Annotated in this window: 19 protein-coding genes; 9 read left to right on the forward strand and 10 right to left on the reverse strand. The window is 40.8% G+C overall.

Going from position 1 to position 21638, the window contains the following annotated elements; genetic code table 11:
* Positions 1-7: 7 nt before the first annotated feature.
* Together mraY and VB714_RS15635 are read right to left on the reverse strand one after the other, a co-directional pair.
* Complete coding sequence (mraY, locus tag VB714_RS15630) at positions 8-1105, reverse strand: phospho-N-acetylmuramoyl-pentapeptide-transferase (protein WP_323225568.1); 1098 nt, start codon at positions 1103-1105, stop codon at positions 8-10.
* A gap of 35 nt (positions 1106-1140) precedes the next feature.
* Positions 1141-1518, reverse strand: a complete 378-nt coding sequence (locus VB714_RS15635; RefSeq protein WP_323225570.1) for a DUF3134 domain-containing protein — start codon at positions 1516-1518, stop codon at positions 1141-1143.
* Positions 1519-1611: 93 nt separating this feature from the next.
* On the opposite strand from VB714_RS15635, the gene VB714_RS15640 reads away from it, so the two are divergent.
* From VB714_RS15640 to VB714_RS15650, 3 genes are all read left to right on the forward strand, one after another.
* Positions 1612-2139, forward strand: coding sequence for a Spy/CpxP family protein refolding chaperone (locus VB714_RS15640; protein WP_323225571.1), 528 nt, complete (start codon positions 1612-1614; stop codon positions 2137-2139).
* A 139-nt stretch (positions 2140-2278) separates the two neighbouring features.
* A complete protein-coding gene (locus tag VB714_RS15645) occupies positions 2279-3847 on the forward strand; it encodes an NAD(P)H-quinone oxidoreductase subunit N (protein WP_323225572.1) in 1569 nt (522 codons plus the stop codon).
* An 83-nt stretch (positions 3848-3930) separates the two neighbouring features.
* Entirely contained in the window at positions 3931-4794 is an 864-nt protein-coding gene (locus VB714_RS15650) for a Cfr10I/Bse634I family restriction endonuclease (protein ID WP_323225573.1), read from the forward strand.
* A gap of 1 nt (position 4795) precedes the next feature.
* Here the strand turns inward: VB714_RS15650 and VB714_RS15655 are convergent, their stop codons facing one another.
* Positions 4796-6034, reverse strand: coding sequence for a DNA cytosine methyltransferase (locus tag VB714_RS15655; protein ID WP_323225575.1), 1239 nt, complete (start codon positions 6032-6034; stop codon positions 4796-4798).
* Between the two features lie 182 nt (positions 6035-6216).
* Between VB714_RS15655 and psaK the strand changes: the two genes are divergently transcribed.
* Together psaK and VB714_RS15665 are read left to right on the forward strand one after the other, a co-directional pair.
* Positions 6217-6480 carry a photosystem I reaction center subunit PsaK gene (psaK, locus tag VB714_RS15660; RefSeq protein WP_323225576.1) on the forward strand — a complete coding sequence of 88 codons (264 nt, stop codon included), beginning with the start codon at positions 6217-6219 and terminating at the stop codon, positions 6478-6480.
* Between the two features lie 322 nt (positions 6481-6802).
* A complete protein-coding gene (locus tag VB714_RS15665; RefSeq protein WP_323225577.1) occupies positions 6803-7264 on the forward strand; it encodes an FHA domain-containing protein in 462 nt (153 codons plus the stop codon).
* A 61-nt stretch (positions 7265-7325) separates the two neighbouring features.
* Here the strand turns inward: VB714_RS15665 and VB714_RS15670 are convergent, their stop codons facing one another.
* The 3 genes from VB714_RS15670 to VB714_RS15680 all read right to left on the reverse strand — a co-directional run bounded on the left by VB714_RS15670 (position 7326) and on the right by VB714_RS15680 (position 10363).
* A complete protein-coding gene (locus tag VB714_RS15670) occupies positions 7326-8636 on the reverse strand; it encodes a transposase (protein ID WP_323225578.1) in 1311 nt (436 codons plus the stop codon).
* A gap of 136 nt (positions 8637-8772) precedes the next feature.
* Positions 8773-9582, reverse strand: coding sequence for a TlyA family RNA methyltransferase (locus tag VB714_RS15675; RefSeq protein WP_323225579.1), 810 nt, complete (start codon positions 9580-9582; stop codon positions 8773-8775).
* A gap of 19 nt (positions 9583-9601) precedes the next feature.
* Entirely contained in the window at positions 9602-10363 is a 762-nt protein-coding gene (locus tag VB714_RS15680) for an HAD family hydrolase (RefSeq protein WP_323225580.1), read from the reverse strand.
* A gap of 188 nt (positions 10364-10551) precedes the next feature.
* On the opposite strand from VB714_RS15680, the gene VB714_RS15685 reads away from it, so the two are divergent.
* On the forward strand, positions 10552-11283 hold the full coding sequence (locus VB714_RS15685) for a Bax inhibitor-1 family protein (RefSeq protein WP_323225581.1): 732 nt from the start codon (positions 10552-10554) through the stop codon (positions 11281-11283).
* Between the two features lie 48 nt (positions 11284-11331).
* On the opposite strand, the gene VB714_RS15690 is transcribed toward VB714_RS15685, so the two are convergent.
* Positions 11332-12102, reverse strand: a complete 771-nt coding sequence (locus VB714_RS15690) for a methyltransferase domain-containing protein (RefSeq protein ID WP_323225582.1) — start codon at positions 12100-12102, stop codon at positions 11332-11334.
* A gap of 203 nt (positions 12103-12305) precedes the next feature.
* On the opposite strand from VB714_RS15690, the gene VB714_RS15695 reads away from it, so the two are divergent.
* Positions 12306-13433 carry a PIN/TRAM domain-containing protein gene (locus VB714_RS15695; RefSeq protein WP_323225583.1) on the forward strand — a complete coding sequence of 376 codons (1128 nt, stop codon included), beginning with the start codon at positions 12306-12308 and terminating at the stop codon, positions 13431-13433.
* Between the two features lie 163 nt (positions 13434-13596).
* Complete coding sequence (htpG, locus tag VB714_RS15700; protein ID WP_323225584.1) at positions 13597-15564, forward strand: molecular chaperone HtpG; 1968 nt, start codon at positions 13597-13599, stop codon at positions 15562-15564.
* A 63-nt stretch (positions 15565-15627) separates the two neighbouring features.
* Here htpG and VB714_RS15705 read toward each other — a convergent pair whose 3' ends face one another.
* The 3 genes from VB714_RS15705 to VB714_RS15715 form a co-directional block, all read right to left on the reverse strand.
* Complete coding sequence (locus tag VB714_RS15705; RefSeq protein ID WP_323225585.1) at positions 15628-16422, reverse strand: hypothetical protein; 795 nt, start codon at positions 16420-16422, stop codon at positions 15628-15630.
* A 136-nt stretch (positions 16423-16558) separates the two neighbouring features.
* The gene (locus tag VB714_RS15710; protein ID WP_323225586.1) at positions 16559-17203 is read right to left on the reverse strand and encodes a DUF3226 domain-containing protein; all 645 of its coding nucleotides are present in this window, start codon (positions 17201-17203) and stop codon (positions 16559-16561) included.
* A gap of 2 nt (positions 17204-17205) precedes the next feature.
* Positions 17206-18303: an AAA family ATPase gene (locus tag VB714_RS15715; RefSeq protein WP_323225587.1), complete on the reverse strand. Its 1098-nt coding sequence runs from the start codon at positions 18301-18303 to the stop codon at positions 17206-17208.
* A 269-nt stretch (positions 18304-18572) separates the two neighbouring features.
* Between VB714_RS15715 and VB714_RS15720 the strand changes: the two genes are divergently transcribed.
* Complete coding sequence (locus VB714_RS15720; protein ID WP_323225588.1) at positions 18573-21635, forward strand: plasmid replication protein, CyRepA1 family; 3063 nt, start codon at positions 18573-18575, stop codon at positions 21633-21635.
* Positions 21636-21638: the final 3 nt, after the last annotated feature.

The raw sequence follows: 21638 nt of genomic DNA on the forward strand, positions 1-21638 counted from the left end.
AAATTTGTCAGACAGAAAGAATCAAAGCTAACACAACCAGACCAAAATTAAACAAGTAAAAAGCACCTACAATTTGCGTTTCCGACCAACCACTCAACTCTAGATGATGGTGAAAGGGAGCCATTTTAAACAAGCGCTTGCCAACTCCTTCTGCATTTTTGGTGGCTTTGTAATAACTAACTTGCGCTAATACAGAAAGAGACTCAACAAAAAATAAACCACTAACGATAAATAAGCCCCAAAGATTGCCAGAAAGGATGCCAACTCCAGCGAGTGCGCCCCCTAATGCCAAAGACCCCGTATCCCCCATAAATACTTTTGCGGGGTTGCGATTGTGGAAAACAAAGCCTAAACAGCCTCCACTTAAACAGATGCAAAATATGGCTAATTCTGGCGTATTGGCTGCAATTAATGCAGCTAAACCAAGTAAAGCGATCGCGCAGGTTCCTCCTGCTAATCCATCCACTCCATCGGTAATATTTGTGGCATTACTTTCTGCTGCAAACACAAAAACAGCTAAAAACCAAAAGAAAATACCCAAGGGTAAAATAATGCCAAAAGGTAAGGCGATATTCGTTAAATTGGCGGGTTGAGTGAGAGACACCCAAGCACAAAATACGATCGCGCCAATAAATTGCAAAATTAACTTTTGACGCGGTGTAATGCCTTTATTCGACTTGCGCCGTAAAATTTGCCAATCATCGATCCAACCGACAAACCCATAAAATAAAGTAATTGCACCCACCGCGATCGCACTAGCAGAAAAACCCGACCAAATAACACCCAAAAGCACGGCGATCGGTACAAAAAAGATGCCTCCCATTGTCGGAGTTCCTGCTTTTTTTAAATGGCTTTGGGGTCCGTCTTCTTGGATGACTTGTCCCGCCTTTAACCGTCGCAATATTGGGATGACCCAAAAACCCATTCCTGCACTAATAACCGCCGATATAAGCAAAGGAAGGAGAAATGAAGAGAATTCCCCAAGCTGCTGTAAATTGCGATCGAACATCAACGCTAATCCCATCAACAAACAAGCCAATAAAATCAACAAATTCGTTCCTGATGGTTTTCTTAAGGCTGTTGGTAAAAATAATTTTGCTTCCACAATTCCTCACCCACTTTAAAAGTTTTGTTTACTTGTTAATCGTCGAGATTATCCGGTTCATCTTTACTGAAGTCGTCATCGTCATCGCGATCGTCAATGGACATGAGGGTGTCCATTTCTGGATCTTCCTCTTCTGTTAAAGCTGTGTTTTTCGTTTCTCTCGGAATGAGACGACCTTCTGACTCTAACCAAGTCAACATGGAATCCTCTTGTTTGAGGGGGATAACTGCCGCCGGTTCAAAGCGAGGTTCTTGACGCAGAGCGGGATTTTTCATCGTAATACTCGAAAAAACGTTAATAACGAACATATCGAGTGTACACTGGAGCGTTAACAAAATGCTTAATTCAACGCCTTGACGATCGCGCTTTCCCCTCGGGTCAAAAGTCACGGAGCAATTTCGCCCTTGAGTCATAGTTAACTCGAGTCCTCTAGATCGAGGTGAAAGACAAGGATATTTTTTAAGATAGAAGCATCAACAAAGTTACGTTCGAGGTAATTCAAGATTATGAAACTCCAAAAATTTGTTCTTCTAGCTGCTTCTCCTTTAGTTTTCACCCTTGGCGGTGCTGCTACCCTAATGTGTGCAGATGCACTTCACGCTCAATTTGAATCTCCGGCGATCGCCCAAGAAGCCCCTAATGGTCGCCCAGAACGCGGTAATCGCCCAGAACGAGGCGAACCAGGGGAACGAGGCGAACGCGGAATGCGAATGTTTGAACAACTCAACCTCAGCGCCGATCAAAAACAGCAAATTCAAGGTATTCGCGAACAAGCAAAAGCTAATTCCGAACAACTTCACGAACAAATGGAAAATGCGCGGGAACAAATGCAGTCTTTAATGGCCAGTAATGCCTCAGAGGGTGAATTACGCCAACAACATCAACGGTTACAGAATTTACACCAACAAATGGGCGATCGCCGGTTTGAGACCATGTTGCAAATTCGCCAAGTGCTTACCCCAGAACAACGCGCCCAATTAGCCGAACTGAAACCCGATCGCGGAGGTCGTCATGGGGGTGGCGATCGCTCCTAAATTGGCAGAAATCAGGGTTGTGTGAATAGTTATGGAGGGAGCTTGATGGCTCCCTCGCTGTTTGGGACGAGAGACGGGGTAGAATCTAACAGGTGACTGGTAATAAGTTGCTGTTTGTGTCGAGCCAATATTGAATTTTATGGACTTTTCTAGTACTGTCGCCTCTCAGCTTCATGCTGGGGCGATTTTGCCCGAAGGACTGGTACTGATAACCCTAATGGTGGTTTTGGTGGGGGACCTCATTCTCGGACGCAATGCCTCTCGTTGGCTGCCTTATGCGGCGATCGCGGGACTTTTGGCGGCGATCGTCTCCCTCGCTTTCCTCTGGGACTCTGCTACCCCTTTTGCCTTTTTAGATAGTTTTAATGGCGATAATTTAAGCATTGTTTTTCGCGGAATTATTGCCCTTTCGGCGGCGGTGACAATTTCCATGTCTATCTCCTACGTGGAACAGTCGGGGACTTCTCTGGCGGAGTTTATAGCGATTCTCCTCACGGCGACTTTGGGGGGAATGTTCCTCTCGGGGGCAAATGAACTAGCAATGATTTTTATCTCCCTCGAGATGTTGAGTATCTCGTCTTATTTAATGACGGGTTACACCAAACAAGATCCCCGTTCTAATGAAGCGGCGTTAAAGTATTTGCTGATCGGGGCGGCTAGTTCTGCTATTTTCCTCTATGGGATTTCTTTACTCTACGGATTATCGGGAGGAGAAAATCATTTAGATGCGATCGCGGCGGCTTTAGCAACGAATAGCGAAGGCTCTTTAGCTTTGGCGATCGCTTTAGTATTCGCGATCGCGGGGATTGCTTTTAAAATTTCGGCGGTTCCGTTTCACCAATGGACTCCCGATGTTTATGAAGGCTCTCCGACTCCCGTTGTTGCTTTTCTTTCTGTGGGTTCAAAAGCGGCAGGATTTGCCCTTGCACTGCGTTTATTAGTGACGGTATTTGATTCGGTTTCTTCGGAATGGCATTTCATTTTTGCTGCTCTTGCTATCCTCAGCATGATCCTGGGAAATGTTGTCGCTTTAGCGCAAACCAGCATGAAACGGATGTTAGCTTATTCTTCCATTGCTCAAGCCGGATTTGTGATTATCGGCGCGATCGCGGGGACGGATGCGGGGTATTCCAGCATGATTTTCTATCTGTTTGTTTACCTCTTTATGAACTTAGGCGCATTTGCTTGCGTTATTCTGTTTACATTGCGAACCGGTTCGGATCAAATCAGCGATTATGCAGGGTTATATCAAAAAGATCCTTTAATTACGCTGGTATTAAGTATTTGTCTTCTCTCCTTGGGAGGAATTCCACCTTTAGTGGGTTTCTTCGGTAAGATTTACCTCTTCTGGGCAGGTTGGCAGGCGGGATTATATGGTTTAGTTTTGTTGGGTTTAGTGACCAGTGTTGTTTCCATTTACTACTACATTCGTGTTGTAAAAATGATGGTGGTCAAAGAACCTCACGAGATGTCGGAAGCCGTGAAAAGTTATCCTGCTATTCGCTGGAATGTGTCGGGAATGCGTCCTCTACAAGTGGGAATTATCTTTTCTCTGATTGCAACTTGTTTGGGAGGAATTTTATCGAATCCTTTGTTTAATTTGGCCAATGAGGCGATCGTAACAACGCCAATGTTACAGGCTTCAATGTTGCCTGTCGTTGAAGAAGTGACGGAATTACCTGTTGAAGATACGGTTTTTCTGAACTAAGGTAATCCGAATTGGTTTTTAAATTTTGTGGAACTAGGAAATTAATTTCCTAGTTCCTTTAACTAATAAGAAAGATTAAAAATATGGTTAATAAAGATTTGTGGTTTGGTGATGGAAAAAAAGGAAAGATTCAAATAAATAGTATAGTAATTTATAAAGATTTATATCCAGAAATTCGTCAAAAGTTAAACCATAATCGAGAGTCAGCACCTGAAATTGTAAGTTGGATTGAATCTCAAACAATTTCAGCATTTCAAAAAGAATATAACAAAAATCCAACAAAAGGTGCATTGAATAATGCTTTAGGACGTTGGAATGAGTTTATCGTCACAACACTATTTTCAGAAATTGCTCTTGAAATCAATCAGAATCGTTTATTCCCTATTGTAATTTTCAGTTTACCAAATTCGCGTATCCAAGCAATTCGAGAACAACAACCTTATTCAAGATTTATTTCTCTTTTAAAAGAAGAATCAAATAGTTCTTCTTTTAAAGTTCTGAAATCATTGCAAGATAAAATATTTTTTCCCAGTCCAGATTATATTTTAGTTCAGATTAAGAATAAAAATCTGTTAAAAAATATTCAAACTCTTCTAGAGAAACAAGCTAAAGAGCCAAACTGTTTAGATTTTTATTCTCTTTTAGAAAGTAACTTAAATCCTAGTGAAATTAAAGCTATATTTTCTCTAAAAACTTCAAATCGTCCAGATCGCAGATATCAACCCTTATTTGAAGCAGCGACAATTAAAGCAATAGCATATCTTTTAAAACAAGATTGGAAATATTATATGATCGTTAGCAATTTACCGGAAGGAGATCGTATTGTATTCGATCGCGCCATTTCCCCGCATGGAATAGCAATGCAAAAAAATATAAAATTAGTAGATGGGGCATATTTGTATAATCGTAAAAATGATTTACAAAATTTAATTATTAATGCTCTTTAAATCACAGAAAATTTAAAGGTAATTCTAACTGACGGGTTTCTGATATACAATCTGGAAATTCTTTTGTGTTCAAAAATTCGAGAATTGTTTGTGCGATCGCCTTAGATGCTAAATAAGGAACTCCATTACCAATTGTTTTAAACATTGCGGTTAGAGACATCGATTCTGGAAGACAAAAATCTTTAGGCATTGATTGTATTGATAATGCTTCTGCTGCGGAAATACGACGCACTTTATAGGGATGTAAATGAACTTCATTATTGCCATAACAAGCAGTAGGAGAATAACGCCAACGATGTAGTCTTTTAGAGGATTTTCTGGAATCATCTCCCTCGTCAATCGAGCGAAATTTATTAATTCCTGCTCTGGGAGTAAAATAATGTTTAGCATTAGCATGATTAAAAACATCATTTTTTCTAAACCAATATTCAACAGTTAATTCTCGTAGAATATTATTGGGACAAGATAAACTAGAATCGGGCTGAAATGCGTTTATATGAGGCCAAGGACGAAAAAAAGCATCTTTTTGAGAATATAAAACCTTTTTTTTCCAAGGAAAAACACCATCTGGAATATATTTATCTATATTATTAACTCTCATTCCTAACTGTTCTAATAATTTTTTACTAAAACCAATTAAAATAATCCTATCTCGATCTTGAGGAACACCGTATTCAATAGAATTTATAATGCGTTCGACCAGAATATAGCCAGCTTGATTTACTGTATTTTTGATTTTCTCAAAGAAACTACGATGCTTTTTAGTTCTATATAGTCCCTTGACATTTTCAAATAAGAAAAAATCAGGTTTTTGCTGACAAATTAATTCAATATAGGAAGCTGATAAATGGCCGCGATCGCCTTCAGAACCGCGATTTTTTCCTCCTACAGAAAAATCGGGGCAAGGAGGACCGCCAATGAAACCCACTATATTGCTATTGTGCCGAGCATCTTGTACTAAACTACCAAGTTTTAAAGCTGCCTCTCCTTCTAAAAGATCGATAATATTTCCTTCATAGTAACCATATTCCGGTAGCGGTAATTTTAAATATTTTCTGGAATACTTATATGCTTCTAGAAAAGGCGTATAAATTTCATTAACATATGAAATTGGAATTCCACTAGATTCAAATCCTAGATCTAAAAATCCAGAACCCGCAAAAAAAGAGAATACTTTCACCCGCTCGACTCCATTTGCTATCTTCTTGATGTTACTTGGTGTCAGTATAACATTGAACATTCCTCCTTATCTCCTTCAATGCGATCGCTAATCTGATTGCTCTTGAGATTTCCCCTCAATCTATAAGAAAATTTAAGTAAATATTAACTATTGCAACAAAATCCCCTTTCCCACTAAGAAATCTTTATAATTCTGAAGATTTTTGTTAATACTTCTTGTTACGAACAAGGACTTGAGAAACCATGAATTTCACTCTATTGGCCGCCGTTCCCATAACCATCGAATGGAATTTTAGCGTCGCTATCGTTATGATCTTCTGTAACCTTTTCGCGATCGCGATCGGTCGTTTTGCGATTCAAAATTCGGGGCGGGGTCCCGATCTTCCCATCGCAAAACCTGCACTATGGAAAGGTTTTGGGCTTCCCGAACTCCTTGCCACTATGAGTTTCGGTCATATTCTCGGTGCTGGCATGATCTTGGGATTAAGCAATGCAGGGGTACTGTAAAAATTAAAAAAGATGAGGAGATGAATATCTTCTCTCCTGATTTCTCCATCCCCTCCCTCTATTTCAGGGGTGAGGGGAATGGACATTCAGTAGAAATTTGCTGAAGTGTTGGATAATCAGGCTAAACTTTGCACTCCTTAACCGTTCTAACGAATGCTAATCTGAAAAATACTGGCTTTGGTGGGATTGAGTCGCAAAATTTGAACACCGCTATCTGGTCATCCTCATCCCTAACCTGTAAAATAAATAGTAATTCTACGCCAAACAAGAGGCAGAGTATACTTTGAGTGTAAAGTTAAGTTTTGCTACCTAACCCACTTCTATGAACTCCGGAACATCTGACGAGTTACAAGTTAATCCAAATCTGGACTCGAATCATTCAACTTCGGCCATCGTCCTCACTCTGCTGCATCCCTTGCAAGCTGTACCGGTTCAAAGCTGGACTTTTGAACCAAATTTGGTGATTCGGATCGGGCGATCTACAGATAATGAAGTTATTCTCTACAGTGCTGTAGTCTCCCGCCATCATGTTGAAGTTCGACCCAGTAGTTCGTCAAGTTGGGAAGTGGTCAATTTGGGGGCAAATAGAACCTATATTGATGGTAAGCGGATTACGAAAATTGCTGTCAGTGATGGTATGATTGTTCGTTTAGCCAGTTCCGGGCCACAAATCCAAATTCGCATTGAAGATGCGGACATGGATGAGAAACTCAAACGCGGTTCTAAGCGCCGTTTACCCCCATTGGAAGGGGAAGATAAGTCTAAGGATACGCTGATTACTTAAAAAGGCAACAGGGAACAGGCAACAGGCAATAGTTATCTGTTGATTATCGGATAGTGATAAACTACCCCACCGCATAGGCGGGTGGGGTTTTGGGTAGCCCTAGAGCGTCCCACAAGGTAAGCTGAACGTACTCTTTTGTAGAACGTTCCTCCAACTTGCAGCACAGCCCTGTGCCTCTAGGCGGGTTTATAGACCGCCCCAGTGCCTCTATTATTTTTGCTCCGTTGTAGTCTGCATCGCCTTTCCAACCGCAATGCTTGCACTTGTAGGTTTTCCCACTTCGATAGGATTTGCCTTTTACCGGATGAATGTGCAAACATTTATGACAGGTTTGGGACGTATAAGCCGGATTGACGAGAATGAGTTTGACTCCCGCTAAAACGCATTTATAAGTCAAGAAACTTCTTAACTGGTAAAATGCCCAATTGTTGCTCAGACGCTTATCTTTTTTGCTTCTGGGCTTCTCATTCACTCGCTCTCGAATTCCGGTTAAATCTTCAATGGCGATCGACTGTCCCTTGATGGCGGCATTCTGCACCAAGTTCCGGGAGATTTCGTGATTAATGTGTTTCTGAGGTCGAGGGATGGCGAATTTAGTTCGCCATATCCAATCGACCTGTTGAAAGCGTTTCTCCTTGCCCGACAACCGTTTCAACAACTGACGGCATCTACGCCTTGTTGTTCTTGTGCCTTTCGTGGCTTTTTTTTGGAGTGTTGCTCTCATTTTCGCGTAATGATTCCGTTTTTCAGTTATTTGTTTTCCACTCCATGATTCTCCTTTGCTGGTACTCGCAATATCGGTTCTTCCCAAATCGACTCCCAAAACTTTTTCGGTTTCTGCAATAGGCGGTGCGGGTTTTTCGACTTGGATATGGATGTAGTAACTTCCATCTTGCCGTTTTACCAATATTGCCGAACTCGGTTTTTGTCCAGACAATAAATGTTTTTGGTAGTTACCAATTAGAAGAGTTAGTCTTTGTCGGCTATTCAACAGCTTTAAACTCACTGTCCAGTCTTTTTCTCGAAAACTGAAAATTCGAGCATCATAGCTGGCCGAGGTGGGATTAAACTTATGTAGGGACGTTCCATGGAACGTCCCTACTTTTCTTTTCTTCTGAAATGCTGTTTTGCGATTAGCACAAACTCGACGAATAGCTTGGATCGCTAAATTAGCCGATAAGCCAAATTGAGTGCGAACATCCTGATAAGCTAACGCCTGCATTGCTGTTTTATTGGTCATCTTCGGGGGAGTATTTTGGTTAATCCAATCACAAGCTGATGCAAACACCAACAAGGTTTCGTCCATCTCTTGGACAACTTCCTTGCTGGCTTTAAGTTTACAGGCAACTGTTATGGTTTGGGTTTCACTCATCAGGATATTCAAAAGATGACATTCCTAGTCTAGGAAGTATTGGCGAATTTGTCAAGTGCGGATTCGCTACCGCTCAAATATTTTGGGGTCGCAATTCCTCCCCATCCTGTAGAGGAGTGGCGAATCCTTGCGACTTTTAGATGAAGTGGTCGATCGCGGTTTCGGTTTCTTGTTGAATTGTCTTTAGATCGAGGTTGAGAGAGTCCCCTTCGCTGCTTAACCAGAGAAGATATTCAATGTTTCCAGCAGGTCCAGTAATCGGCGATCGCGTTAAACCGCGATCGCGCCAGCCTAATTTTTGGGCGGTTTGCAAGACTCGAAAAATCGCTTCAGCTTGGTCTTGAGGGTTACGGACAACTCCTTTTTTGCCAACTCGATCTTTCCCCACCTCAAATTGCGGTTTGACCAGTAGGATCGCTTCTTTCGGCGCAGCGAGTAAATTCCAGAAAGAGGCGAGAATTTTGGTTAAGGAAATAAAGGAAACATCCACAACCCCTAAATTGGCGCTCTGATTTTCGCCATATAACGCTTCCGGTTGGAGATAGCGGATATTCGTTCTTTCTTTGAGAAGGACGCGATCGCACTGGCGCAATTTCCACGCTGCTTGGCCGTAACCCACATCCACGCCGTAAACTAATTTTGCCCCTGCTTGCAATAAACAATCGGTGAACCCCCCAGTAGAAATGCCCCCATCGAGGCATAAACGCCCCTCTACTGGGATTTTGAACTCCTTCAGGGCTTTTTCGAGCTTTTCACCCCCTCGGGAGACGTAGCGGGGTTTTTCCTTAACTTGAATTTCCGCTTCTATATTCACTTCCGTGCCAGGTTTGTCAACGAGGCGATCGTTCACCTTCACTTCCCCTGCCCGAATCAGTCGCTGGGCAAGCTGTCTCGACTCGCAGAGATGGCGTTCTACCAGTAATACATCTAATCTTTGCTTGGCCAAAATTTTAATTTCCTTCTTGTTATTTTTTAACCAACAAAGAGACTAATTCGCAAAATCCTGCACATTCTGGCAGCGTTGTGATGTAGGTGGGGCAATGAGTTAGGATATCTCGGTATGGGAGAACATTGGCGACACCGACGGAATGGGGAAAGCGATCGCGATCGAAAAGAGATTCATCATTAGGACTATCGCCAATAGTTACGAGTTGTTGTGGGGTTATTTGAGGGAAATGGCGATCGAGAACAACCTGTAACCCAGTTGCTTTATCTTGAGCGAGGGGTTTGATGTGACATTGCACCGTACTGTAAGTAAAACCCCAGCCTTCTTGCTGGCAAATCTTGGCCAGGGTTTGCAGATCGCGATCGCCTAATCCTGCGACGCTAAAAGTCCAGTCAGTCAGACGAAAGCGATTATCTTCCGCTTCTTGAAGTTGAGGAAATTGTTCTCTAAGTTGATCAAACATGGCCGCCAGTTTCTGACGATGTTGAGAGATATCTGTAATTGGAGTCAACATTTGGGGGATATCAGAATCATGGGCATAGAAAACCCCTCCATTTTCCGCGATCGCCCCCGCTACAGGAAAATAATGTTTCACCCCATGCACCCATCCCGCCGATCGCCCCGTCGTCACCAGAACTTCTATCTTAGCCTCTGCAAGGCTCTCTAAAGCCTGAAATAAAGCCGGAGTGAACTTTTCCCCCTGAGTCAAAGTTCCATCCATATCCGTCGCAATGAAGCGAATCTCGCGAAAAAATTGAGCATCAACCAAAGGAATCAACATGAGTTGCGATCGAAAGTACAACAATTACCCATCCTCTCATCTCTCTCCTCCCTGACAACCCAGTTAGCTTTTACTTTGGTAAACCAGAAAACCGCGAGATAGATTTCGGTATTCCCTATCTTCCCCCTTTAAGAAGCCGCGATACAATAAACGTATTGGTTATCAAACATTATTTTTTAGAACTGGTTATGGCAAACTCAAGCAATTTCGTTGATGCAATGCGGAAAGCTGGCAAGCAAGACCTTGTTGGCCCTAACGTTGTTGCTAATGCCCTACCCTATGTTGGTGGTGGTCTAATTCTCACGGCGATCGGTACTTATGGCGGTTTAGGGGTCATTAGCTCCAATCCTGGCTTATTTATGCCCACCTTTTGGGTAGCCCTGGTTGCTGAGATAGCTTTATTCTTTGTCGTGCGCGGTGTTGCTGAAAAAGCTAATAATGCTATTGCTCTGCCGCTACTGACTGTCTACAGTTTACTATCAGGTTATACCCTGACTGGTCTGATTTTTCTGGCTCTGCACTCAGCAGCAGGATTAAACGGGATATTTATGGCTGCTTTGGGGTGCGGTGTCACTTTTATTGCAGCGCGAAGTATTGGGTCTAATCTTTCCGACACCGACGGCATGGCACTCATGAGAACCGTGCGGATTGGTATGATTGCCCTCATTGTTGTCTTAGTGGCACAACTCGGCCTCTCTTTATTTGGATTCGGTACACCAACCTTTTTGGAAGTCGCAATTTCGGCCGCAGGGGTGTTTATTTTTGCTGGTGCTGCGGTTGTTGATTTCTACGTTCTTCCTCGCGCTTATCGGGATGAACAGTATCTCTCGGCAGCTTTGTCGATGTATTTAACCTACATCAATTTGTTTATTTTTCTGTTACGTCTCATCATCATTTTAAGTGGTGGCAGTCGCGACTAGATTTAGTCTAGCAGATAGGCGATAAGTAGGGGTTTGGTGACCAAACCCCTACTTAATGGCAATAATACGCAGACGACGATAATCAGCAAGCCAGGTATTATCTCGATATAATTGCGGGCGAGTTTCTTGCTCGATCGCGCTCAAAATATCTAAAATTTTCTCTTCTGGAATATCTTTAAAAAAAGGATTGGCAAACATTCTTAGCCAATTTTGCAAACCTGTTTCCGTATTTTTTAAAGGAGTAGGGCGATCGAATAGCCTAGCCAAATGAACTTCAAATCCTTGTTTTTCTAGCAATCCAGCATATTCGCCAATACTGGGAAAATACCAAGGATTGAGAGTAATATTATCAGCATACTCTGTCTTTTCTAAAGCGAGATCGATCGCCTTCACAATGGTTTCTACATTCCCTTTTCCGCCAAATTCTGCCACAAATCGCCCTTGCGGTTTCAGCGATCGCCAAATTCCTGTAACGACTGCTTCTGCATTTTTCATCCAGTGTAAAGCCGCATTAGAAAAAACCGCATCAAATTGCTCGTTAAAGGGCAATTTTTCCCCATCTATGACTTTAAAATTAAGTTTCGGATAGTTTTTCTCTGCTTCTGTAATCATGCTTTGCGCGCTGTCAATCCCTAAAACTTCCGCTCCTGTTTCCGCGATCGCCTCAGTTAAATATCCCGTTCCACAACCGAGATCGAGAATAATTTCCCCTCTTTTTGGCGCTAATAACTCCACAACATCCGTGCCATATTGAGCCACAAAATCATGTTCTTTATCATATAAATTTGCGTCCCAAGCATTCTTTCTTTGTTTCTTCATGGTTTTAATAATTGAGTGCAAGAGTGAGAGTTAATGCGATCGAAATAGTGCTTTTGCCATAATTGCAAATCTAAAAGCATTACAAAATGTCAGAAAGTAAGTTAAAGTAAATAAGATTATCTCTGTTTTTGTTCTGAGTTCGCGCAATTCCAACAAAAATTCATCTTATCTCTTTCATACCTTATCTTAATTTTCTGGGAATCATGTTTGATGCCATCATTATCGGGATCTTCGTCATTGCTGTCGCTGGAGTCGGTTACGAAGCGATCGATCTACTCCCTCCCGAAGTCCTCGTACAAGTCACCAATATCGAAGCTGTTCGCTTTATTATTGCTGGTTTTGGCGCGATCGTAGGTTTAGCTCTGGGTTTAACGGCTCAAACCACCTATCACCGAGTAGAGACTCGAGTGCGTCGTCAACCCGTAGAGGTTATTCTAACCCGAGCCGTCGGTTTAGTCTTGGGTTTATTGTTGGCAAATCTCATCCTTGCTCCTATTTTCTTATTCCCTATACCACAAGGATTTAGTTTTATCAAGCCAACTTTCGCAATATTAGCAAGTGTTATGTTTTCTTTCTTGGGAGTAAGTTTAGCTGATACTCACGGACGCACATTTTTAAGATTAATTAATCCCGATAGTATTGAGAGTCTATTGGTTGCAGAAGGTACTCTCAAACCTGCTTCTAGTAAAGTTTTAGATACCAGTTGTATTATTGACGGACGTATTGAAGAACTATTAAAAACTGGATTTATTGAAGGACAGATTATTATTCCTCAATTTGTTTTACAAGAATTACAACTTCTAGCAGATTCTTCCAACGATCGCAAGAGAACTCGAGGACGAAGGGGATTAGATATTTTGAACCAAATGCAAGGAAGATATCCCGATCGCATTGTTGTCAATTCGGAAGATTACGAAGATATCAATACGGTAGATGCAAAATTGGTGCGTTTTGCCCTAGAGTTGAATGGCATTCTGTTAACCAATGATTATAACCTGAGCAAAGTTGCCAATCTACAAAAAGTTCCGGTTTTAAACGTTAACGATCTGGCGCGATCGCTGCGTCCCATTTATTTACCTGGGGATACTTTAGAAATTAAAGTCATTAGACCAGGAAAAGAACCCGATCAAGGAGTCGGCTATCTCGAAGATGGTACCATGGTTGTCGTAGAAGAGAGCTACAAACACATTGGGAGTGAAATTCGTGCGGTAGTCACCTCTGCATTGCAAACTTCCGCAGGTCGCATGATTTTTGCCAAACTGGAAGACTGGGAAAAAGGAAACGGAGAAAAGAAAGTCAGCAGCAAGAAAAATTTAACAACCAATTCTTAGTTTAAATTCCTAATTTGCATAAATAATCAACATGAATTGGCGATCGCTGGCATTGAGATATCGGATATCCGCATTCCTAATGGGGGAAATTGCTACGCCATAATAGACAAAAATCATCCACAATAAGTTACAAGTAATCCCACATTTACGATTAGAGACAATTATGACAACTGTACTCGAACAAGGCAATATTACAATCCATACAGAGAATATTTTTCCCATTATCAAGAAATCTCTCTACACCGATCACGAGATTTTCTTGCGGGAATTAATCTCAAATAGCGTGGACGCGATCTCGAAACTAAAGATGGTATCCTACGCAGGAGAAATTGATGGAGAATTACCGGAACCGCAAATCGAGATTAAAATTGACAAAGATAAGCAAACTCTCTCTGTTTCTGATAATGGCATCGGTTTGACCGCAGAGGAAGTCAAGAAATATATTAATCAAGTTGCTTTCTCAAGCGCTGAAGAGTTTGTTGAGAAATATCAAAAAGACCCCAACCAACAAATTATCGGTCATTTTGGCTTAGGTTTTTACTCCACTTTTATGGTGGCCAAACAGGTAGAAATTGATACTCTCTCTCATCGTTCCGGTTCTCAAGCAGTACATTGGTCTTGTGATGGTTCTCCTGCGTTTGAGTTAACAGATTCCTCTCGTACAGAACCGGGAACAACGATTACTCTAACCATGATGGAAGAGGAAACCGAGTATCTCGAAGAAGAACGGATCAAGCAGTTAGTTAAAACTTACTGCGACTTTATGCCCGTTACGATTAAGTTAGGTGAAGAACAGGTTAATCAACAAAAGGCACCTTGGAAAGAATCCGCACAAAATCTTAATGATGAGGATTATTTGGAATTCTATCGCTATCTCTATCCTTTCCAAGAAGATCCTTTACTCTGGGTTCATCTCAATACCGACTATCCTTTTGTTCTCAATGGTATTCTCTATTTCCCTCCCATTAAACCCGATGTAGATGTTAACAAAGGACAAATTAAACTCTACTGCAATCAGGTTTTTGTTAGCGATCGCTGCGATGAAATTATCCCCGAATTCTTGCGACCTTTACGCGGGGTAATTGATAGTACAGATATTCCTCTCAATGTTTCTCGGAGTGCTTTAACGAATAATCGCACAGTGCGTCGCATTACCGATTTTATCTCTAAGAAAATTGGCGATCGCCTCAAAGCGATGTACAGCGAAAACCGCAGTGAATATGTGCGTTGTTGGGAAGATGTGGGAACATTTGTCAAGTTTGGTTCTCTCAAGGATGAAAAGTTCAAGAAACAAGTTGAGGATATTATTATCTTCAAAAGTACCTTAGAAGACAAGAAAAGCGAAGAAACCCCTAAAGTAGAGGTACAAACAGAAGAGGGAGATGCTTGGCAAGATGCAGATCCAGGCTCGAGCAATGATGGTTATACCACATTAAAGGATTACTTGGAAAGGAACAAGGAAAAAAACGAAAATCGCGTGTTTTACTGCACCGATACGGGTTCCCAAGCGACTTATGTAGAACTGTACAAAAATCAAGGTTTAGAAGTCCTGTTTATGGACTCTTTCATTGATACTAATTATTTTATTCCTTTCCTCGAACGAGAATACACTGATGTGAAGTTCTTGCGGGTTGATTCAGATTTGGATCAAACTTTAATTGAGGAGGAAAAATCGGAAATTGTCGATCCGAAGACCAATAAAACTCGCAGTGAGTTGGTGAAAGAACTGTTTGAAAAAGCGCTTAATAACAAAAGCATTACTATTCAGACGAAATCCCTTAAATCTGACGATCTCCAAGGTACTCCTCCCGCAATGGTGATTGTACCGGAAGAGATGCGACGCATTCAAGAAATGACGGCATTATTGCAACAAAAATCGGTTGATTTTCCCGATATGCACACTTTATTGGTGAATGTTGCTCACCCAATGGTACAAAATTTGGTGAATCTTTCTCAAGGTGCGATCGTCGAGGGTGAAGGTACCTCGAAAACGGGAGAATTGGTCAAGCAAATGTGTCAACATATTTACGATCTGGCTTTGATTTCTCAAAAGCCTTTTGATGCGGATAATATGAAGGCATTTATTGAGCGATCGAATACACTGTTAACGCAAGTTACAGAGCGATTGTAAAGTTGTGTAAAGTTTAAGTTTTGTAAACGAATGAGGGTGCAGTTATTGCACCCTTTTTTACAATCATTGCAACTTTTTTCGCGATTTTTCATAATCTCCCAACCATTCTGTTTTTGGATTCAAGGAAAATATTAACATTTTTATACGAGCAACTATTACGCTTCTTTTTAACAATGCTCTTTTTTGTTCTTTTCTTATCTGATGCTGTCCTTCCAAGTGATATTCAATTGTTAAATTTTCTACCAGATCGATTTTTAAATCTGACATAACTTGCTCTCTCCATTGTAATAGAGATTGGAAAATAAAGGAAGGGGAATAATTTTCAATACTAATAACATATTTAATTAAATGTCTCGGTGTAAGGGCTAATACATAACTAGCAGAACTGGGTTTATGTGTCATGATGCTTAATAACCAATTTTGTGTTAAATGACTATCAATAGTGTAAAATATAGGCTTATTTTTTAATTGAACAATTTCAGCAAAACAGTATTGTTGCGGATGAACGAGAAATCTTGAAAATGCTTGATTGGACGACCAAGAATAATCCATCAGTTGCATAAACCCCAATCTTTCTAAATCGATTGTATAGCTATCCATTTGCTCTCGATCTAAGAAATTGCAAGATTCGGGATTAGTGGGAATAAACTTGAGAGAAGGGAAGGCAAGAAAATCTAAAAATCTAAAAAGAATTTCAAACAACAAGATGATAAATAAAAGCGGTTCGATTAGAGATGAAGGAAGTGCAGTTACATTACTCAGCATTCCAACAAGCGATGGTGCAATTAGGGAAAAAGTTAAACTAAAGACGATGCCACAGACAATCCCATAAATAACCAAAGAGATAACTCGTTTCATAAATTCTGTTTGTTGTAGGACAGCGCAATTATATCTGTATCGATAAAAAACTACAAGATTAGAGAAATGCGATTTTCTGCGATCGTCGCGCTAATCCTACGATGTAGAATAGGGAGGAGATGCGATCGCTTTTATTTCATAAATCATATAAAGTTTTAAACCAATTTACAAAAATCTGTGCTTTCGGGTGCGTTGGCTCAAATATTTTTGCCATAATTGCTGTATGCAATTGGTTTCCTGGCTCATTTTGCCAAGCTAACCATGTATGAATATTTGCTTTGTCTGTATGTGGTTCAATAAATGGCGCACCTCGCTTTTTAGCCTCTTGGGTTGCTTCTTTAGCATAATCCCAAATCGGTTCGCTGCGATCGGGAATGAGATAAGCAAGAAAAGTTTCTAACATTCCTCTGTTTTGATTATCGGGCATAATCCAAACACCGAATTTTACACCATTTGGGGCAGTATGAATTAATCCTGTCTCTGGTAGTTCTTCTGGAAAATCTGACATTAATGGAGTACAAATATTTCTAATTGATTCCCATCTTCCTGAAAAATTATTATCAGCATCCAGCATTATTCCCAATACTTTTAATCCAGATTGTTGTAAGGCAAAGCGAATGCGATCGCGATTAATTTGGCGATCTCCACCATAGACTTTGATCTGAACGGGGTGTTTCTTATCTGGCCAAACTATACCATTTTTTTCCATTAATTCGGGAATCACTCGTTTATCTGTATTCCCTTCAACAATTAAGATTTTGGGATGATTCTCACTGACCATATTTAACGTACCTCAATGTCGTCTTCAGCAGCAATAACAATTCCTTCTCGAGGAAATACAACTGCTTTTTGTTTGTCTTTTTCAATACGTTGAATTGTAATACCATCTTGTTCTGTTTCTTCTAAACTGGCAATACTGGCTAAACTTTGCCAGCAGTCGCTATTATGAGTTGTTGCAAAAACTTGTACATCTAATTCTTTGGCTACTTTCCAAATAAATTTCCACATATCAGATAAAGCTGTAAAATGTAAACCCGTATCAATTTCATCAACTAGCAAAATACCCCCTTTTGCATTAAGTAACGCCAATGTCAATCCTAACATTCTCCATATCCCATCTCCTAAACTGCCGAGAGGAATGCGGCGATCGCTATCTGAAAGTCGAACAAAAAATCCTTCACGATCGCTCAATTTTTTTGATGTTTTGCTAACAGTTGCAATTCTTTTAAGTTTTGGTTCAATTTTTTGCAGCGAATCGTAAATCAAAGATTCTTCCGGCATTAAAGAAATACTATCAAACAAATTTTTCATCTCTTCACCTGTTAAAGAGGATAAAGAAACAAGTTGAGCTTTAAGCGTTTCATCTTTACGAGTTTCCCATTTTCTAATAATATCGTGTTCGGAAGAATTTATCGCTATCTCTCGATCTGAAATTTCTCCACTCGGAAACAAGGAAGTGTGCCAAGATTTTGTTTCTTTTTGGCTGACCCATTCAATTTTAAATATTAGTTTATATTCTGCAATTGCCTCATTTTTGGACACTGATAAAATTACTCGTTCTTCATCTAGATTGGAATTATTGCCCGCGATCGTACACTTAGTATCTAAATCTATTTCATGTCCGAAAAAAAGATCGGCAATATTAAGTAATGTATCCTCAACTTTTCCGCCATAATTATCAACTATACTAAATTCTCCTCGCTCAATTGTAGATTGACGAAGTATATCAATATAGGTTCGCGAACATAGTAATTGAATTGCTTCGAGGATGGATGTTTTGCCACTATTATTCATTCCTACCAGAAGATTAATTCTTCCTAAATCTTCCAGTTCAAAGGACTTGAAGCGACGGAAATTTTCTATTTTTAGGCTTTTTAACATAAGACAACATTAGCCAGAATTCTAACTTTCTATTATACCGAGAAAACTTGTTTGTGATGAGCGCGATCGCAGCAAATATCTTTTTCTAATCATTTCCCATCCCAGACACCCTCTCTGACATATCATGGTAAGTCTTACCGCCAGAAAAAAATTCTTCCCTAGCATCGTGCGATCGCGCTAAATAGTGTTTTTTTCTAAAATATCTTCCTCCATGACACTAGATATAGCGTATGATGATAAACCAAGCGAGAGGGAGACACTAGAAAGTCGTGCAGAATTATCTACAAGAATGGCAAGAGAGTTGCGTGGACGAACAACTCACCCGCTTAAATGTTACAGCCTTAGAAGGCGATCGCCCCTACGACTATCTGTTTTATGCCGATAGTATTCCTCGACGGAATGATGGACGCATTCGCAACTCCCTCCTCGAACGCTATCAGCACCTTGAAGATGGGGGTTGGTGGTGTTCGGGGATCGATATTTTGACGGGAGATAATGACCTCTGGGGGTGCTTTAAACCCATTTCTCCCAGAGTGAGCTTAGAACGTCACAAACCGATTAAGTACGAACATCCGCCGCAAACTTCTACAGGAGTTTTTGCGCTTAAAGTACCTCAGCACCTTTGGAAGAGTATATCAGAACGCTATAATCAGCCTATTTTATCGGAAGATATCGACACAGAACAACCCGACGCTGGTTTTTGGCAGTGGTTGATGAAATATCCTCAGATTCCTTTATGTATTACGGAGGGGGCAAAAAAAGCAGGTGCCTTGTTGACTGCGGGTTATGCCGCGATCGCGCTGCCTGGAGTCAATGGGGGTTATCGCGTCCCCCGCAACGAATTCGGCGATTCTCCTTCGGAGAGGCTACGCCAACGCATTGGCAAAGCAAGACTTATTCCCCAACTCCAAAAACTAGCCCAAAATAAGCGCCCGATTTATATTGTCTTCGATCGCGACACTAAACCCAACACAGTTAAAGCAGTTAATGCAGCCATTCGTCAAACAGGATACTTATTGTCTCAACAAAAGTGTGAAGTAAAAGTTATAACTTGGCATCCAGACTGGGGTAAAGGTGTTGACGATCTTATCTCTCACAAAGGATTAGAAACTTTCGATCGCGCTTACGAAATTGCCCCAACCTTGGAAACATGGAAAGCAGTTGCTTTTAATCAACTTACTTATCCTGCCCATTATCAATTTAACTGCCGTTATCTTGATGAATTAACTATTCCTAAACAAGCGCGTTTAATTGGTATTAAATCACCTAAAGGGACAGGGAAAACACAATTTTTGGAAAGTATTGTTAAACAGGCGATCGCCGAAAAAAAATGGGTATTAGCGATCGGTCATCGCGTGCGTTTAGTGGAATCTTTATGTAAACGTTTTGGCTTAAATTATATTACAGAAGTTCGGGACGATGAATCGAAAGGAATCTTGGGTTATGGTTTATGTATAGATTCCCTACATCCCAATTCTCAAGGAAAATTTAATGCGGCAAACTGGCAAGATGGAATAGTAATTATTGATGAAGTAGAGCAAGTTCTTTGGCATGGACTCAACTCAAAAACTTGTCAAGGTAATCGCGTTTCTATTCTCAAATCTTTAAAAACATTAATGCAAAATGTTTTAGGTGGAGAGGGACAAGTTTATGTTGCTGATGCGGATTTAACTGATGTTTCTTTAGATTATTTGATTTCTTTAGCTGGAGTTAATTTACAGCCTTTTATTATTCAAAATGATTGGCAACCCGATCGCGATAATGCTTGGGAAGTGTACCATTATCCTGACGAAGCCCCCGATCGCCTTGTGAGAGATTTAGAAGCACATATTGCGGATGGGGGGAAACCATTTGTCTGTCTCTCTGCTCAAAAATTGAAAAGTCAATGGGGAACTCGCAATTTAGAGGCATATTTAAAAGAGAAGTTCCCGAAGTCTAAAATTTTGCGGATTGATTCAGAATCCCTTGTCGATCCCACTCATGCCTCCTATGGCTGCATGAATGACTTGGATGGTTTTTTAAGTGAATACGATATTGTTCTGGCGAGTCCTTCCATTGAAACTGGAGTGAGCATTGATTTAAGAGGTCACTTTACTTCCGTATGGGCGATCGCCCAAGGAATTCAATCCGAAAACTCCGTTCGTCAGGCGATCGGACGTATTCGCGAAAATGTTCCCCGCTATCTCTGGATCGCCCCTTTTGGCTTCAATCAAGTGGGCAATGGTTCCACTTCAATTCCTGCCCTATTAGGCTCTGGACAGCGCTTAACTCAACTCAATGTTAGATTACTCCAGCAATCGGATTTTGCTGCCTTAGATGACCTAGAAACAGGATTTCAGGCAGAATCTTTGCTCTGTTGGGCCAAGTTTGCTGTGCGTTTTAATGTTGCCATGCTGGAGTATCGTAAAACAATTTTGACCGCATTATTAGCAGAAGGACATATTGTTGAGGAGAAAGAAGAAGAGAAGAAAAAGAAAAGAGGAGAAAAAGAGAAAAAGCAAGAGAAAAAAGAAATTGATGGGTTGAAAGCTGCGATCGCCGAAGTGCGCGATCGCAATTATCAAGAAGAATGCGAGGCGATCGCTTTGGCTGCTGATATTAGCGATCGCGAATATCAAATCCTCAAAAAACAATTGGTGAAAACCTATCCTCAACGGCGAAAATTGCGGAAATATGAACTTTTTCAGCGTTATAGTATTGACATTACGCCAGATTTAGTGGTCAAAGATGATAATGGCTGGTATGCTCAATTGCGCTTGCATTATTTTCTCACCGTCGGACGACAATATTTAGCCGATCGCGATGCAGCCAAAGCGAAACAACTTCTCGCACAAGGAGAAGGAAAAATTTTCGCTCCAGACTTTAATCGTTCTCAATTAGGCGCTAAAATTGGCACAATGGAAGTATTAGGACTTTCCGTACTTTTAGACGATCCCGATCGCGAATTAAGAAATAGCGATTCCGATCTCAAAGCAATGCAAAAAATTGCAATTGATAATCGTGCCTTTATTAAAACAGTTCTGGGTATTGGTATTGCGAAAAATGCCAGTCCAGTTTTAATTATGCGTCGCTTTCTCGAACAGATTGGCTATGGGGTAAAATGTATTAAATGCGAAGGAAAACGGAGTCAAGATAAAAAAATTAAGCGTACAACTCGCACTCGCGTTTATAAAGTAGTGCTTCCCGATGATGGCCGTTTAGCTGTATTCTCGCAATGGTTAAACCCTGTTTTAATTCCTGATGGAATAGAGGAAAATCTTGCGATCGCGCGACGATTAGAAAAACAGCCAGAAAATGAGCAAAATAATAGCATTCAATTAAGTTTATTTTAAACC

Source organism: Spirulina sp. 06S082 (assembly GCF_034932145.1).
Classification (GTDB): domain Bacteria; phylum Cyanobacteriota; class Cyanobacteriia; order Cyanobacteriales; family Spirulinaceae; genus CCY15215.

Bases quoted from the DNA above. Each gene is read 5' to 3' on its own strand.
- VB714_RS15635 (WP_323225570.1), bottom strand. From the start codon at position 1,518: ATGACTCAAGGGCGAAATTGCTCCGTGACTTTTGACCCGAGGGGAAAG.
- VB714_RS15640 (WP_323225571.1), top strand. From the start codon at position 1,612: ATGAAACTCCAAAAATTTGTTCTTCTAGCTGCTTCTCCTTTAGTTTTC.
- VB714_RS15645 (WP_323225572.1), top strand. From the start codon at position 2,279: ATGGACTTTTCTAGTACTGTCGCCTCTCAGCTTCATGCTGGGGCGATT.
- VB714_RS15650 (WP_323225573.1), top strand. From the start codon at position 3,931: ATGGTTAATAAAGATTTGTGGTTTGGTGATGGAAAAAAAGGAAAGATT.
- VB714_RS15655 (WP_323225575.1), bottom strand. From the start codon at position 6,034: ATGTTCAATGTTATACTGACACCAAGTAACATCAAGAAGATAGCAAAT.
- psaK (WP_323225576.1), top strand. From the start codon at position 6,217: ATGAATTTCACTCTATTGGCCGCCGTTCCCATAACCATCGAATGGAAT.
- VB714_RS15665 (WP_323225577.1), top strand. From the start codon at position 6,803: ATGAACTCCGGAACATCTGACGAGTTACAAGTTAATCCAAATCTGGAC.
- VB714_RS15670 (WP_323225578.1), bottom strand. From the start codon at position 8,636: ATGAGTGAAACCCAAACCATAACAGTTGCCTGTAAACTTAAAGCCAGC.
- VB714_RS15680 (WP_323225580.1), bottom strand. From the start codon at position 10,363: ATGTTGATTCCTTTGGTTGATGCTCAATTTTTTCGCGAGATTCGCTTC.
- VB714_RS15685 (WP_323225581.1), top strand. From the start codon at position 10,552: ATGGCAAACTCAAGCAATTTCGTTGATGCAATGCGGAAAGCTGGCAAG.
- VB714_RS15690 (WP_323225582.1), bottom strand. From the start codon at position 12,102: ATGAAGAAACAAAGAAAGAATGCTTGGGACGCAAATTTATATGATAAA.
- VB714_RS15695 (WP_323225583.1), top strand. From the start codon at position 12,306: ATGTTTGATGCCATCATTATCGGGATCTTCGTCATTGCTGTCGCTGGA.
- htpG (WP_323225584.1), top strand. From the start codon at position 13,597: ATGACAACTGTACTCGAACAAGGCAATATTACAATCCATACAGAGAAT.
- VB714_RS15705 (WP_323225585.1), bottom strand. From the start codon at position 16,422: ATGAAACGAGTTATCTCTTTGGTTATTTATGGGATTGTCTGTGGCATC.
- VB714_RS15710 (WP_323225586.1), bottom strand. From the start codon at position 17,203: ATGGTCAGTGAGAATCATCCCAAAATCTTAATTGTTGAAGGGAATACA.
- VB714_RS15715 (WP_323225587.1), bottom strand. From the start codon at position 18,303: ATGTTAAAAAGCCTAAAAATAGAAAATTTCCGTCGCTTCAAGTCCTTT.